Raw genomic sequence first — 13,576 nt, forward strand, 5'->3', positions numbered from 1 at the left:
GTACTCGCGCGATTCGGCAACGCAGCCAGCCGAGATGCCTGGGGGGACCTCCCAGCCGCCAGGCTGGGGGCTCGTCGCGAGCCCGCGAAGACCCAGAAGACAGGCGTGCCGGGGGCCGGTGGGGGGACGTGGGGCCCGTCAGGCCTTGACCGGTTCGGCCTGGTCGGCGTCCTCGGCGGCGAGCAGGCGCTCCGTCTCGGCCGAGATCCGCCGCTCGACGAAGAACGCGGCGAACGGGATCGTCCCGGAGAGCAGGACCCACAGGAGCTTGCCGAACGGCCAGCGCGCCTTCTGCCCGAGGTCGAAGGCGAAGATCAGGTAGACGATGTAGAGCAGGCCGTGCACCTGGGACACCACCAGGGTGACGTCCTCCCCGGTGTCGAAGCCGTACTTGAAGACCATGCAGGTGGACAGGACCAGCAGCATCACCGCGGTGACATACGCCATGGTCCGGTACCGGGTGAGCACACTCCGCTTCATGACCCCGAGCCTAACGGGTCATTCGGGGCGATCTTCCCGGGGGTCCGGCTTCGGGTCGCGGTCCGAGGCGCGATCCGAAGCGCGATCCGGGCCGGTGTCCTGGTCTGGGTCCTGGTCTGGGTCCTGGTCTGGGTCGGCGAAGTCCTGGGCGGCCACCCGCAGCGGGCGCAGCAGCGCGAAGATCTCCCGGCACTCCTCGCCGTCGTAGACGCCGAGGCCGAAGTCCATGGCCATCAGGTCCCGGGTGGCGGCGTCGCAGACGGCCCGGCCCTCGTCGGTGATGGAGGCCAGCGTGCCGCGGCCGTCATTGGGGTTGGGTCGTTTGGTGACGAGGCCCGACCTGACGAGGCGGTCGACGGTGTTGGTGACGGAGGTGGGGTGCACCATCAGCCGCTCGCCGATCTTGGACATGGGCAGTTCACCCTTTTTGCTGAACGTCAGCAGCACGAGCGCCTCGTAACGCGCGAAGGTCAGGCCGTACGGCTTGACCACGGCGTCCACCTCGGCCAGCAGGATCTGGTGTGCCCGCATGATCGAGGTGATCGCGGACATCGCCGGCACGGCCCCCCAGCGCTGCCGCCACAGTTCGTCGGCGCGGGCGATCGGGTCGAAGGGAAGACTGAGCGGTTTCGACACGCCAGCGACCCTACCCGCTGGTTAGGTCCCGCCGTCGGGTTCCGCGCCTTTGCCCGGGGCCGCCGCCGGCGGCTCCGCACGGCGCTCCTAGACTCGTGGTACCGGACGACCGGAAGGTGGGGGTCTGATGCGAGTCGTGTTGCCCGGGGGCACCGGGCAGGTGGGGAACATCCTGAACCGCGCGCTGACCGACGCCGGGCACGAGGTCGTGGTGCTGACCAGGACGCCGAGGCGCGAGCGCGAGATCCACTGGGACGGCAGGACGCTCGGCCCGTGGGCCGAGGCCGTCGACGGCAGCGATGTCGTGGTCTGCCTCGCGGGGCGCAGCGTCAGCTGCCGGTACACCACGGCCAACCTGCTGGCCATGATGGAGTCGCGGGTGCGCTCGGCCCGGGTCGTGGGCCGGGCGATCGAGGCCGCCGCCCGGCCGCCCGCGCTGTGGCTGCAGATGAGCACCGCCACCGTCTACGCCCACCGGTTCGACGCTCCCAACGACGAGGCCACGGGCCTGATCGGCGGCTCGGAGCCGGGTGTCCCCGGCTACTGGGCGTACAGCGTCGAGATCGCGAGGAACTGGGAGCGGGAGCAGGAACTGGCCGACACCCCGCACACCCGCAAGGTCGCCCTGCGCTCGGCGATGGTGATGAGCCCGGACCGCGGCGGCGTCTTCGACTGGCTGCTGTGGCTGGCCCGGCTCGGCCTCGGCGGCCCGGTCGCCGGCGGGGACCAGTACGTGTCCTGGATCCACGACCGCGACTTCGTCCGCGCGGTCGAGTTCCTCGCGGAGCGGGACGACCTCGCCGGTCCCGTGAACCTGGCGTCCCCCGGGCCGCTGCCGCAGCGCGCTTTCATGCGCGCGCTCCGCGCCGCCTGGGGCGTGCCGGTCGGCCTGCCGGCGACGCGGTGGATGGCGGGGCTCGGCGCCTTCGCGGTCCGCTCGGACACCGAGCTCCTGCTGAAGAGCCGCCGCGTCGTGCCGGGTCGGCTGCTCGAGGCGGGCTTCGCCTTCGAGCACCCGCGGTGGCCGGCGGCGGCCGACGACCTCGTGCGGCGGGTGCGGGCCGCGCGCGGCCGGGTGCCGGCGCGGCCGGCGCGCGTCAGGCGTTGACGACGCCCTCGCGGCGGGCGCGGGCGGCGATCACGGCGTCGTCCTGGGCCCGGCGCAGTCGACGCTCGGCGAAGAAGCCGCCGGTGGGCAGGACGGACATCAGGAAGTACCAGGCGGCGGTCTTCAGCGACCACTTGGTGCGGTTCCAGGCGTCCAGCCAGAACAGCACGTAGCCGACGAAGAGCAGGCCGTGGATCATGCCCATGACGGGGACGATGTCGATGTCCGTCGTGCGCCTGAGCACGGAGCCCACCAGGAGCACCAGGAAGGAGACCGCCTCGGGGGCGGACACCAGCCGGAGCCGGCGCAGGGAGCTAGCGGTCTTGAGGTCCATGCCGACCATTCTCTCAGGGGCGCCGCCGACCCCTCGGGGGTGGGGTGGCCCGTTGGTTAGAGTCGGTTTCATGGACACCGAGACCGCCACCGCGCCCGCCGAGACCCGCTGGCTGAGCGAGGCGGAGCAGCGCGCCTGGCGCACCCACCTGGACGTCACCAAGCTGCTGACGCACCGGCTCGAGCGTGACCTCCAGCCGTTCGGGCTGACCATGAACGACTACGAGATCCTCGTGAACCTCTCGGAGTCGGAGGAGCGCCGGATGCGGATGAGCGACCTGGCGGCCGCCACCCTCCAGTCCAAGAGCCGGCTCTCCCACCAGATCACGCGGATGGAGCGGGCCGGCCTGGTGCGGCGCGAGCACTGCGACTCCGACAAGCGCGGCCTCTTCGCGGTCCTCACCGATGAGGGCTGGGAGACGATGCGCGACGTGGCCCCCCACCACGTGGAGTCCGTCCGCCGGCACTTCCTCGACCTGCTGTCCGACGACGACCTGGCGGCCCTACGCCGCGCCCTGACCCCGGTCGCCGAGCACCTGCACGAGGAACGGGGTCGCTAGCGCCGGGTCGCTAGCGCGACAGCCTGGCGGGTTCGGCCAGGCACGGGGTCGCTAGCGCGACGGCCTGGTGGGGTTGGACGCCGCGAGTGGTCCGGCCACGCCGTGGCCGACGGGCCCGGCGCGCTGCCGTGGCACCGCCCGCAGAGCGCCAGGCGACACGGACGCCCCCCGCGGCCTCGCGTCGGGAGGCCGCGCGACGAGGCCGGCAGACGCTCGCCCGAAGAGCCACGACTGGACGTTCGTGGCGCGAACGCGCAGACACCGGCATGCCAGGCGCCCCGGCTGAGCGGCGGCGCGCCACTACTCGCCCGCGCGGCGGAGCCGCAGGGCGCCCTGGGAATACGAACGCCCCCGTGGCCTCGCGGCGAAGCCGCGTGGCGCCGGCGCGACTGGACGTTCGTGGGTGCGAATCCGCAGGCACCGGCGCCTACCAGACGGCCGCGACGGCCGGCGCGACACGTGCCGGCACCATTCACCCTCAACGCGACGGCGCACCGACTCGCCCGCGCGGCGGAGCCGCAGCGCGCTGGCGCGCGGCGAGTCGCGGCTGGACGCTCGTATGGCGCCACGGCTGAGGGGGCAACGCGGCGGAGCCGCGTGGCGCTGGTGGAGGGCGTTGTCACGGCGGCGGCGGTGGTTGGTCGTCCGTGGGGGTGCGGGTCGGTATGCGGAGGGTGAAGAGCGCGCCGCCCTCGGGGGCGTCGGTCACGGTCAGGGTGCCGCCGTGGCGGGCGGCCACGTCGCGGGCGATGGCCAGGCCAAGGCCCGCGCCGCCGTCGTCGCGGCTGCGGGCGTCGTCGAGCCGGACGAAGCGTTCGAAGATCCGCTCCCGGTCCTCGGCCGGCACCCCGGCGCCGTCGTCCGCCACCTCCAGGACCGCCTGGTCGGCCTCGCGGCGCAGCCCCACCCGGACTCGTCCGGCCGCGTGCCGTTGCGCGTTGTCCAGCAGGTTGCCGAGCACCCTCCCCAACTGGCTGCGCGAGCCGGTGACCGTGGCCTCCGCCACCTCGCCGGAGGCGACCGGTAGGCGGTCGCCGGCGCGCTGCGCGAGTTCGTCGGCGACCAGCCGGTCGAGCCGGACCGCGCCGGCCAGCGGTCGCTCGCCCGCGTCGAGCCTGGCCAGCAGCAGCAGGTCGGCGGCGAGTCCCTGGAGCCGGATGGTGTCCTGCACCGCGCCCGGCACGTCGAGCAGTTCGGGGTGTGCCTCGCCCACCTCGAGCTGGGTGCGCAGCGAGGCGATCGGGCTGCGCAACTCGTGCGAGGCGTCGGCGACGAAGCGGCGCTGCCGTTCGACGGAGGACTCGAGCGCGGCCAGCGTCTCGTTGGTGGTCCTGGCGAGCCGCCCGATCTCGTCCCTGCTGGCCGGCTCCGGCACGCGGCGTGACAGGTCCTCGGAGTGGGTGATCGCCGCCATCTCGCGGCGGATCCCCTCCACGGGGCCGAGCGCCCGCCTGGTGACCAGCCAGGTGACGACGGCCACCAGGGCGAGCAGCGGTGGGAAGCCGACGAACATGGCGGTCCGGGCGCTGGAGATGGCCGCCTGCTCGACGTCGAGCGGCGCGCCGGCGTAGACGTCGGCCTGCGTCCCCTGGGGCGTCTCCACCTCGAAGTGGGCGAAGCGGTAGTCGTTCCGGTCGCCGTCGACGACGGCCGTGCCGTTGCCGAAGCCCGGGATCTCGGACACCTCGCCGGGCCCCGGGTTCTCGCCCACGTCATCGTCGTCGCCGTCGTCGTCACCGCCCTGGTCACCGCTCTCGTCACCGCCCTCGTCACCGCCCTCGTCACCGCCCTCGTCATCGCCCTCGTCATCGTCGTCGCCGAGGTCGGGGCGCTGGTTGGCCGGGACGGGCGTCACCTGGTCGTTCCCGGTGCCGCTGATGGCCTGCAGGTCCTCGCTCACCGCGCGGACCACGCCGTCCTCGTCCACCACCTGGACGGGGGTGTTCGCGTCGAGGTCGAGGTCGCCGAAGGCGGTGCCGGTGGCCAGCTCGGTGGCCACGCCGCGCGCCGCCACCTCGGCCTCGAGGTCGATCTGCTGGGTGATGTTGGCGCGCAGCGCGTTGAGCAGGAGCAGTCCGGCGACGACCAGCGCCACGGCCACCACGGCCGTGGCGCCCAGCGTGGCTCTGGCGCGGACGCTAGCCATGGGCCGCGACCAGTCGGTAGCCGGCGCCGCGCACCGTGAAGATCAGACCGGGGCCCAGCTTGCGACGCAGCGCGCTGATGTAGACCTCGACGATGTTGGGGTCGCCGTCGTAGGCGAGGTCCCAGCCGTGCTCCAGGATCTCGGCCTTGGAGACGACCTCCCCGGCCCTGCTGGCCAGGTGTTCGAGCACGGCGAACTCCTTGGCGGTGAGGTTGACCTCGGTGTCGCCCCTGGTGACGCGGCGGGTGGCGCGGTCCACGGTGAGGTCGCCGACCCGCAGTTCGGGGGCGGCGCCCCGGCCGCCCCTGCGGCGCAGCAGCGCGCGGACCCTGGCGACCAGCACCACGTAGGAGAAGGGCTTGGTGAGGTAGTCGTCGGCGCCGGTGTCCAGGCCCTCGGCCTCGTCGTACTCGCCGTCCTTGGCGGTGAGCATGAGGATCGGCGTCTCGTCGCCGGCGGCGCGCAGCGCGGCGCACACCCGGTAGCCGTTGAGGCCGGGCAGCATGATGTCGAGGATGATCAGGTCGTAGGTGTTCTCGGTGGCCTGGTGCAGGCCGTCGGTGCCGGTGTGCACCACGTCAACGGCGAAGCCCTCGGCCGTCAGCCCCTGGGCGAGGGAGCGGGCGAGGCGTCGTTCGTCCTCCACGATCAGCAGGCGCATGGGCCCAAGCTTGGCAAATGGTTCCTGAAGAGTTCTTCAGGTGGCTTCAGCTCCCCTTCAGCAAGGTTCGGGGATCGTCGTCCTCGTTCGCAGCACGAGCCGTACCGGGGAGGAACCCGAAGTGAAGCGCAACGTCACCATCGCCGCCGTCGCCGCCGCAGCCGTGATCGGCGGTGGCGTCCTCTCGGCCGCCGCCCTCGGCGGCGGTTCGTCCGACTCCTCGGACAGCGCGTCCGGCTCGGGCGGCGGCCAGTTCGTGTCGGCGTCGAACGACCTGACGGTCTCCGAGGCCGGGGCCCAGGACGACGGCTCCGACGACCGGGACGACAACTCCGACGACCGCTCCGAGGGCGGTGCCGGCTCTGCGGCCCAGCAGGCGGCGGCCACCGCGCTCGCCGAGCGGGCCGGCGTGGTCACCGAGGTCGACCACGAGGACGACGGCCGCCACGCCGGCACCTGGGACGTCGAGATCTTCGGCGACGACGGTCAGTGGTACCAGGTGCGGGTGAGCGAGGACGGCGCCGAGGTCGTCGACAGCCGCCTCGACGAGGACCTGGACGACGACGGCGACGACGACGATCGGGACGACGCGCGGACCGCCGGCGACGCCCGGGTGGACGTGGCCCAGGCCGTCTCGATCGCGCTTGACCGGGTGTCAGGCGACGGCACGGTCGAGAGCGTGAGCCTCGACGACGGCCGCTGGGACATCGAGCTGCGCGCGGCTGACGGCACCGAGCACGAGTTCTCGATCGACCCGGCCTCGGGCGACATCACCGCCCAGGAGCAGGACGACGACCAGAACGACGGTGACGACGACAACGGCGGCGACGACGACGACTGAGCCGCCCGCCTGACGGGGGCGCGGTGACCGCCTGGCACGGGCCGGGGAGTCCTACCTCTCTGGCCCGCACCCCCTTATACCTATACAATCCTCGGCATGTTTATAGAGGAGCGCGCCGCCGAGGACCTCGCCCTGATCCGGCTGCTCGACGCGGCCTTCGCCGAGCTGGTCGCCCGCTACGGCCTCGAGGGCCGCTCCGGCGTCGGCCCCGGCGCCCACTACCTGGTCGCGGTCGTGGACGACGAGACGGTCGGCTGCGTCGCCGTCCAGACCACGGAGGTCGCCGGCACCGGCGAGGTCAAGCGGATGTACGTCGCGCCCGCCGCGCGCGGCCAGGGCGTCGCCCGCGCCCTCCTCAAGGAGATCGAACTGCGGGCCGCCGACCTCGGCTACGACCGGCTCCGCCTGGTCACCGGCCACCTCCAGCCGGCGGCCATCGCCCTCTACGAGTCCTCCGGCTATCAGCGCACCGAGCCGTACGGCACGTACGCGGACCGGCCCGGCACGTTCTGCTACGCCAAGTCGCTGACCGGCTGAGGCGACGGCCAGGCGCGAACCCCATGACGGTGGCCCGGCCACCGACGAGGTCGCTCTCCTCGGGCGGAACGCGCCGCTGGCCGCCGCCCGTGCCCGGTTCTCGGCGGTCGCCGCTGGACTCGCGGACAACCGGGAGCAATTCCCGCTAGGCTCACGGGACTTCGCCTGCCACGGGGAGAGCACACGACATGGACGCGCCGCCGCGCTTCGCCGACCGCTACGAGCTACAGCAGGTGCTCGGCCGGGGCGGCATGGCCGAGGTCTACCTGGCCTACGACAGCCGTCTCGGCCGCACGGTCGCCGTCAAGACGCTGCTCGGCGACCTCGCCCGCGACCCCGTCTTCCAGGCCCGATTTCGGCGCGAGGCGCAGTCCGCCGCCTCGCTCAACCACCCCGCGATCACCGCCGTCTACGACACCGGCGAGGACCACGTCCACGGCGTCCCCATGCCGTACATCGTGATGGAGTACGTCGAGGGCTCGACGCTGCGCGACCTGCTGATCGCCGGCCGAGAGCTGCTGCCCGAGCGGGTTCTCGAGATCCATGCGGGCGTGCTCCAGGCGCTGGAGTACTCGCACGCCGCCGGGATCGTCCACCGGGACATCAAACCGGCCAATGTCATGCTCACCCGCACCGGCCAGGTGAAGGTGATGGACTTCGGCATCGCCCGCGCCTCCGGCGACTCCGGCATGACCATGACGCAGACCTCGGCCGTCATCGGCACCGCGCACTACATGTCGCCCGAGCAGGCCAGGGGCGAGAAGGTCGACGCGCGCTCCGACCTCTACTCGACCGGCTGCATGCTCTACGAACTCCTCACCGGCCGGCCTCCGTTCGTCGGCGACACTCCGGTGGCGGTCGCGTACCAGCACGTCAGCGAGGAGCCGACGCCGCCGAGCCTGCTGGCGCAGGGGATATCCCCGGGCGTCGACGCGGTCGTCCTCCGTGCCCTGGCCAAGGACCGCGAGCAGCGTTACCAGAGCGCCGCCGAGATGCGCGCCGACATCGAGGCGGTGCTCGACGGCCGGTCCGCGATGGCCGTGTTCTCCCCGGCGCCCGCCCCCGAGCCGGCGACCACCACCATGCCGGTGCCGGCGGCCGGCGCCTCCGACGGCGGCCGGCGCGCGGCGCGGCGGCCGCAGCGCCGTTCGTCCGCCGCGCCGAAGATCCTGCTGGCCGTCGGCGCGGTCCTCGTCCTGATCGGCGCGGTCGCGATCGGGCGCCCGCTGTTCGCGGGCGACGGCGGGGCCGAGGGCGCTACGCTGGTGGCCGTGCCCGACCTGGCCGGCCTGACGGTCGCGCAGGCCCGCGAGCGCGCCGCCGCCGAGGGCCTGGTGGTCGCCGAGGCGGGCCAGCGGCCGTGCGCCCAGGAGGAGGACACGGTCTGCGAGACCGCCCCGCCGACCGGCGAGGAGATCGAGCGGGGCGAGACCGTCACCCTGCTGATGTCATCGGGACCCCAGCCGGTGCCGGTCCCGAACGTGGTCGGCGACCCGTTCGAGGAGGCGCTCGCCGAGCTCCAGGACTCCGGCTTCCGGGTCGCCCAGGAGACCGAGGAGACGGCGGACGCCGAGCCGGGCACCGTGCTGAGTCAGGACCCGGAGTCCGGCGAGGAGGCCCCGCCCGGGGAGACCGTCACCCTCACCGTCGCCGCGACCCCGACCGCCACCGAGGAGCCGGGACAGGACGACGAGCCGGCTGCCGTGACCGTGCCGGACGTCGTCGGCCAGCCGCTCGAGTCGGCGTTCGCGCTGCTGGTGAACGCCGGTCTTCAGCCGGTCCAGTCGGAGGAGGTCAACCCGTCGGTCACGCCCGGCACCGTCCTCCGCCAGTCCCCCGCGGGCGGCGCCCAGACCACGCCCGGCACGCCCGTCCAGATCGTCATCGCCACCGCCGCCGGCAACGGGCAGGACACCGGCCAGGACGGGCCGCGCACCCCCGAGGAGACCCCGAACGTCCTCGGTCAGCAGTTCGACGAGGCGCGTGCGTCGCTGGAGGCCCAGGGCTTCACCGTGTCCCGCGAGGATCGGCCCGACAACGGCTTCGAGCAGGGCACCGTCATCGAACAACGGCGCTCCGGCGACGACATGACGCTGGTCGTGGCCGTTCCGGGCTGACAGCTCACCCTGGGGCCGGGAGCCTCCCGCCCACCTGCCCGTCGCCGCTGGTGCCTTCCGGACCGAGCGGCTCGCACGTCGAACAGCGGCCGCGTCCCCGCCCTTACGCCTTCGGGCTACCGACGCACCGCCGGGTGGCGCCATGCGGCGATGAGTTCGTCCGGTCCATAGGCAGCGGTCAACCCCGCGCACTTCACACCATTGCGGGAAACCCCGACCATCGGTACCGGATCCTCCGTGACCGCCGCACGGTGCTTGTGAAGCGCGGCCAGGTCGTGCGCGTCGAACGGCGACTGCTCCAGCCACTTGATCGAGCCGAGGAACAGCAGCCGCTTGGCGACCGGCTGCCGGTCCGCGCCCACCAGGTCGATCTCGACCTCGTTGCCCCGGGTCCAGTAGCCGCCGATCACGGGGACCGCGGGGAGGTCGCCGTCCGGCAGCAGCCGGGCCAGGGACTCACGGATCAACGGTTCGACCGCCCGGCCGCGCCAAGCCGTCCACCGTTCCCTGATCCGTGCCAGTGTCAGGTCGCCGCGCATACGCTCGATCTCCGCCATGTGCGGTTCAAGGAACGTCAGCCAGAATCGAAGGTAGGGGTCGGCGACGCGGTAGCGGCGCTCCTTCGAGGGGCGCAGCGAGACCGGCAGCTCGGCGGCCACGATGCCCTTACGCGTCAGCAGCTCGGTCGCCCTGGTGAGGGTGGTGTGGGCGATTCCGCCCGCCGCCCGTGCGATGTTGGTGAACGTCCGCTCGCCGGCACCGATCGCCCGCAGTACCTCCCTGCCCATCGCCTGAGGCGGGAACTCCGCCGCCAGCGACCGTTCGGCCGAGACGGTCAACGCCGAGATCGGGTTGTCGAGGGATGCCTGGAGGAACTCCCACACGTTCTGCCCGGCGCGCCACTGGCGCAGGATGAGCGGCAGCCCTCCGGTGACCAGGGCCGCGTCGAAGGCCTCGGCCGACGTGAGGTCGAGCATGTCAGCGATGTCGGCGGGATTGAGCGGCCCGACGACCATCTCACTTCCCCGTTGGTGGAACGGCCGCTCGTAGCTGTTGAGCGCCTCCATCATGGACAGGTCCGAGCCAATGAGCAGGAGGAGCACCGGCTTACGGCTCAGCTGACGGTCCCACGCTCGTTGCAGCATGCCCTCGAAGGCCTCAACGCGGTTCATGAGGTACGGCACCTCGTCCATCACCACCACGCTCGGGGCGTCGTCGGGCAGGGCATCGGCAAGCAACCGGAAGGCCGCGCTCCACTGCCGTGGCTCCTCCTCGACGAAAAGTTCCCGGTCCGGCAGGGTCGAGCCCCTGACGGCCTCGACGAGCTCCGCCAACTCCTCCTCGGCCAGCTGCCCCGCCGCCGTGTAGAACACGCTGGGTACACCATCGGCCTGCCGAAGGAACTCCTCCACGAGGCTTGACTTGCCTACACGCCGCCGCCCCCGAATGAGAAGGCACTGGCCCTGTCTAGCGGAGCGAACCTCGTCGAGGACATCCCGAAGCACACCCAACTCACGCTGCCGTCCGATAAAGCGCCGCACGAGGACTCCATTTCTAGCGGCGACGATACTATCCCCGAGAATACTATCGATAGCGCTAGTATCTACTCAGCTGCTGTTCACCGGCGCGCCACGGCGCCCGACGAGCAGTAGCCCGCGTCCACGTTCTTTCTTGGAAGGGTCCAAGCAACTGCGGAGGGCCCGCTGGAAACCCACATCACCGTCAGCTGCCCACCACGGCAGACCGCCCGGTTGTCGGCCTGGGCGGAAGACGAGGGAGCCGCCAAGCCGGCGGCCACGCTCGGGCGTCTCGCAGACCACGGCCGGGACGACCTGGTGCGGTCGTGGTAAGCCTGCGGGCGGTGCTGACCGGCCACGTCGCCTGGTCGTTCTGCGGGAACGGCCGACGATCTGGCCTGACGTCCTCGCCATGGTGCCGTGACGCCACTCCTCCCAGACGGGCACCAGGGGCAGGCCCCGGGCGCCGCCTCGCGGTCGGCCGTGACGTCCTTCAGCGCGGTCACCGCCGCCATCAGGTCGATCACCGGCTTGGCCACCAGTCCTGGCACCGAGGTGCTGCCCACGGGTTCGAGACCGAGGAAGAGGTCGGGCAACGCGTCGCTCAGCTCCGCCCTGGCCCGTGTCGCCTGCTCGGCCCAGCCGGGATCGTGCTCCGCCAATACGACGCTCACCGTGTTCCTCGTCAGCTGTCCTGCCATCGGGCGGCCCGATTCTGGCAGTCCGAGGCCGCGTCAGCCGAGGGCCAGCACCAGCTTGCCCCGCACGTGGCGGCCGGCCAGTTCGGTCAGGCCGTCGGGGACGTCCTCGAGGGCGAGGGTGCGGGTCACCCTCGGGTCCAGCCGGCCGTCGGCGACCAGCGCGAGGAGTTCGGTCAGGATCGACGACAGGTCAGCGCGGGCGCGTTCGTCGCCGTGGCTGTACGCCGCGCCCAGCGCGATCTCATGCACCGAAGGCGCGATGCCGAACGGCGGGAGAGTCGTCAGGTCGGGGCGGCCGGCGACCGTCGCGATACCGCCGCCGTGGGCCAGCAGGGACAGGCCGGCCGTGGCGGAGTCGGGGCCGACGGTGTCGACGATCGCGTCGACGCCTCGGCCGCCCGACAGCTCGCGAACCCGCGCGTGGACGTCCTCGGTGCGGTAGTCGATGACCTCGTCAGCCCCCAGTTTCCGCAGGTGCTCGGCGTTGCCCGCCGACGCCGTCGCGATGACTCGGGCCCCGGCCAGCGCGGCGAGTCGCACGGCGTAGCCGCCGACGCCGCCCGCGCCGCCGGTCACCAGGACCGTGTGCTCCGCGCCCACCCGCAGCCGCCGCACCACCGCCTGGTACGCGGTGGTTCCGGCGCAGGGCAACGCGGCGGCCACCACCGGGTCAAGCGCCTCCGGCACGTGGGCCAGGGCCGACGCGTCGGCCAGCGCGTACTCCGCGAAACCACCGGGGCGACGCAGGTCGCCATGATGAGCGACCCGCTCGCCGGGACCAACCCCGGTCACGCCCTCGCCCACGGCGTCCACGGTACCGGCCACGTCAAGGCCGAGGACGTGCGGCCAGCCCCAGTCGGGGTGCCCACCCGCGGCGACCTGGTAGTCCACCGGGTTGAGGCCGCACGCCTCGACCCGCACCCGCACCTGGCCAGGACCAGGCTCGGGAACCGGCAGTTCGGCGCGGCGCAGGGTGTCGGGCGGGCCGGGACGGTCGAGGACCAGGGCACGCATCGGGCGAGTGGACCCATCCATGACGGATGACGATATGAGGTTCGCCCCGCGCCCACAACGGGGCCGTTCCACACCCGCGCGGCCGGCGGTAGGCGGGGGCGGTGACGTCGTCCACCCGACTGCGAGGCCGCCGACCGCTGGCTGTTCACCCTCCTCCCCGGCGAATCGCTGACCGACGGCCAGGCCGAGAACGGCCCGAGGCGGCTCTCGCGCCTACCCGTCAGCTTCACGCAAGCATGGGGACCAATATGCTTGCGTGGCAACGATTCACGTACGTGACGTGTCCGAGGACACTCTTACGACCCTGAAGGTGCGCGCCGCGCGCGCAGGGCAGTCGCTCCAGGCATACGTTCGGCGGTTGCTCGACGAGGAGGCAGGGACGTTGACTCCGGACGAGGCCGCCGCTCAGGCCCGCGAAATCGCCTCTCGTGGGACGGTCACAGCCGACGACGTCCTGGCAGTCATCGCGGAGATGCGCGAGGACCGCGCGGCCTGATCGTCCTGGACAACTCCGCCTTGGTCGAGTTTCTGGTGGGTTCCGACCACTTGGCGGAGAAGGTTCGTGAGGCGGTCGACGGTGAGCGGATCGCCGTCCCGTACGCCATCGATCTGGAGTGCCCATCGAGCCTCCGCGGTCTGGTGCGCGACAAGAAGATCCACGAGGATGAGGCCACACGGGTCCTCGAGTTGCTCGGTCGCATGCGACTGCGGCGCTTCGCGCACGCTCCGCTGCTGCCGCACACCTGGCAGCTCCGACACAACGTGTGGCCTTACGACGCGGCCTACGTGGCTCTCGCGGAGTCGCTGAGCGCCGAGCTCGTGACGATCGACACCAGGTTCGCCGCCGCCCCGGGGCTCAGCTGCACGGTCCAGAACCTGCGCACCCGACGCATCACCGCTCCCCCTTCACCACGTCCCCCTTCGC

The 13,576-nt window shown here is 72.4% G+C and carries 14 protein-coding genes and 1 pseudogene; 7 read left to right on the forward strand and 8 right to left on the reverse strand.

The window, feature by feature from the left end:
• Positions 1-138: 138 nt before the first annotated feature.
• The gene (locus E1265_RS03020; RefSeq protein WP_132928620.1) at positions 139-480 is read right to left on the reverse strand and encodes a DUF3817 domain-containing protein; all 342 of its coding nucleotides are present in this window, start codon (positions 478-480) and stop codon (positions 139-141) included.
• Positions 481-618: 138 nt separating this feature from the next.
• Positions 619-1,116 (reverse strand): annotated as a pseudogene (locus E1265_RS03030) (MarR family transcriptional regulator); the annotation flags it as partial.
• Between the two features lie 127 nt (positions 1,117-1,243).
• Between E1265_RS03030 and E1265_RS03035 the strand changes: the two are divergent.
• The gene (locus E1265_RS03035; RefSeq protein ID WP_132928621.1) at positions 1,244-2,224 is read left to right on the forward strand and encodes a DUF1731 domain-containing protein; all 981 of its coding nucleotides are present in this window, start codon (positions 1,244-1,246) and stop codon (positions 2,222-2,224) included.
• Here the strand turns inward: E1265_RS03035 and E1265_RS03040 are convergent.
• Positions 2,214-2,558 (reverse strand): DUF3817 domain-containing protein, encoded by a 345-nt coding sequence (locus E1265_RS03040; protein WP_132928622.1) that lies wholly within the window; start codon positions 2,556-2,558, stop codon positions 2,214-2,216. The two genes, E1265_RS03035 and E1265_RS03040, sit on opposite strands and share 11 nt — an antisense overlap.
• Positions 2,559-2,628: 70 nt before the next feature.
• Here E1265_RS03040 and E1265_RS03045 point away from each other — a divergent pair, with 70 nt between their 5' ends.
• Positions 2,629-3,117, forward strand: coding sequence for a MarR family transcriptional regulator (locus E1265_RS03045; protein ID WP_132928623.1), 489 nt, complete (start codon positions 2,629-2,631; stop codon positions 3,115-3,117).
• A gap of 619 nt (positions 3,118-3,736) precedes the next feature.
• On the opposite strand, the gene E1265_RS03050 is transcribed toward E1265_RS03045, so the two are convergent.
• Both E1265_RS03050 and E1265_RS03055 read right to left on the reverse strand, forming a co-directional pair.
• A complete protein-coding gene (locus E1265_RS03050; protein WP_132928624.1) occupies positions 3,737-5,263 on the reverse strand; it encodes a HAMP domain-containing sensor histidine kinase in 1,527 nt (508 codons plus the stop codon).
• Complete coding sequence (locus E1265_RS03055) at positions 5,256-5,924, reverse strand: response regulator transcription factor (protein ID WP_132928625.1); 669 nt, start codon at positions 5,922-5,924, stop codon at positions 5,256-5,258. The genes E1265_RS03050 and E1265_RS03055 overlap by 8 nt, the downstream gene beginning before the upstream one ends.
• 121 nt (positions 5,925-6,045) lie before the next feature.
• Between E1265_RS03055 and E1265_RS03060 the strand changes: the two genes are divergently transcribed.
• From E1265_RS03060 to pknB, 3 genes are all read left to right on the forward strand, one after another.
• Positions 6,046-6,765, forward strand: a complete 720-nt coding sequence (locus E1265_RS03060; protein WP_132928626.1) for a PepSY domain-containing protein — start codon at positions 6,046-6,048, stop codon at positions 6,763-6,765.
• A gap of 96 nt (positions 6,766-6,861) precedes the next feature.
• On the forward strand, positions 6,862-7,302 hold the full coding sequence (locus E1265_RS03065) for a GNAT family N-acetyltransferase (protein WP_132928627.1): 441 nt from the start codon (positions 6,862-6,864) through the stop codon (positions 7,300-7,302).
• A 188-nt stretch (positions 7,303-7,490) separates the two neighbouring features.
• Complete coding sequence (gene pknB, locus E1265_RS03070; RefSeq protein WP_132928628.1) at positions 7,491-9,419, forward strand: Stk1 family PASTA domain-containing Ser/Thr kinase; 1,929 nt, start codon at positions 7,491-7,493, stop codon at positions 9,417-9,419.
• Between the two features lie 116 nt (positions 9,420-9,535).
• Here pknB and E1265_RS03075 read toward each other — a convergent pair whose 3' ends face one another.
• The 3 genes from E1265_RS03075 to E1265_RS03085 form a co-directional block, all read right to left on the reverse strand.
• Entirely contained in the window at positions 9,536-10,960 is a 1,425-nt protein-coding gene (locus tag E1265_RS03075; protein WP_132928629.1) for a DUF234 domain-containing protein, read from the reverse strand.
• A 77-nt stretch (positions 10,961-11,037) separates the two neighbouring features.
• Positions 11,038-11,610 (reverse strand): GrpB family protein, encoded by a 573-nt coding sequence (locus tag E1265_RS03080; RefSeq protein WP_207930931.1) that lies wholly within the window; start codon positions 11,608-11,610, stop codon positions 11,038-11,040.
• 60 nt (positions 11,611-11,670) lie between these two features.
• A complete protein-coding gene (locus E1265_RS03085; RefSeq protein ID WP_207930932.1) occupies positions 11,671-12,672 on the reverse strand; it encodes a zinc-binding dehydrogenase in 1,002 nt (333 codons plus the stop codon).
• A gap of 235 nt (positions 12,673-12,907) precedes the next feature.
• On the opposite strand from E1265_RS03085, the gene E1265_RS03090 reads away from it, so the two are divergent.
• Together E1265_RS03090 and E1265_RS03095 are read left to right on the forward strand one after the other, a co-directional pair.
• Entirely contained in the window at positions 12,908-13,147 is a 240-nt protein-coding gene (locus E1265_RS03090) for a hypothetical protein (RefSeq protein ID WP_132928631.1), read from the forward strand.
• A 35-nt stretch (positions 13,148-13,182) separates the two neighbouring features.
• Positions 13,183-13,576 (forward strand): type II toxin-antitoxin system VapC family toxin (locus E1265_RS03095; protein ID WP_243740497.1); only part of this gene is annotated, 394 nt, incomplete at its 3' end.

Source organism: Streptomyces sp. 8K308 (genome assembly GCF_004348315.1).
GTDB lineage: Bacteria > Actinomycetota > Actinomycetes > Streptomycetales > Streptomycetaceae > Streptomyces.

Coding starts and splice junctions, on each gene's coding strand:
- E1265_RS03020 (WP_132928620.1), bottom strand. CDS start 480: ATGAAGCGGAGTGTGCTCACCCGGTACCGGACCATGGCGTATGTCACC.
- E1265_RS03035 (WP_132928621.1), top strand. CDS start 1,244: ATGCGAGTCGTGTTGCCCGGGGGCACCGGGCAGGTGGGGAACATCCTG.
- E1265_RS03040 (WP_132928622.1), bottom strand. CDS start 2,558: ATGGACCTCAAGACCGCTAGCTCCCTGCGCCGGCTCCGGCTGGTGTCC.
- E1265_RS03045 (WP_132928623.1), top strand. CDS start 2,629: ATGGACACCGAGACCGCCACCGCGCCCGCCGAGACCCGCTGGCTGAGC.
- E1265_RS03050 (WP_132928624.1), bottom strand. CDS start 5,263: ATGGCTAGCGTCCGCGCCAGAGCCACGCTGGGCGCCACGGCCGTGGTG.
- E1265_RS03055 (WP_132928625.1), bottom strand. CDS start 5,924: ATGCGCCTGCTGATCGTGGAGGACGAACGACGCCTCGCCCGCTCCCTC.
- E1265_RS03065 (WP_132928627.1), top strand. CDS start 6,862: ATGTTTATAGAGGAGCGCGCCGCCGAGGACCTCGCCCTGATCCGGCTG.
- pknB (WP_132928628.1), top strand. CDS start 7,491: ATGGACGCGCCGCCGCGCTTCGCCGACCGCTACGAGCTACAGCAGGTG.
- E1265_RS03085 (WP_207930932.1), bottom strand. CDS start 12,672: ATGGATGGGTCCACTCGCCCGATGCGTGCCCTGGTCCTCGACCGTCCC.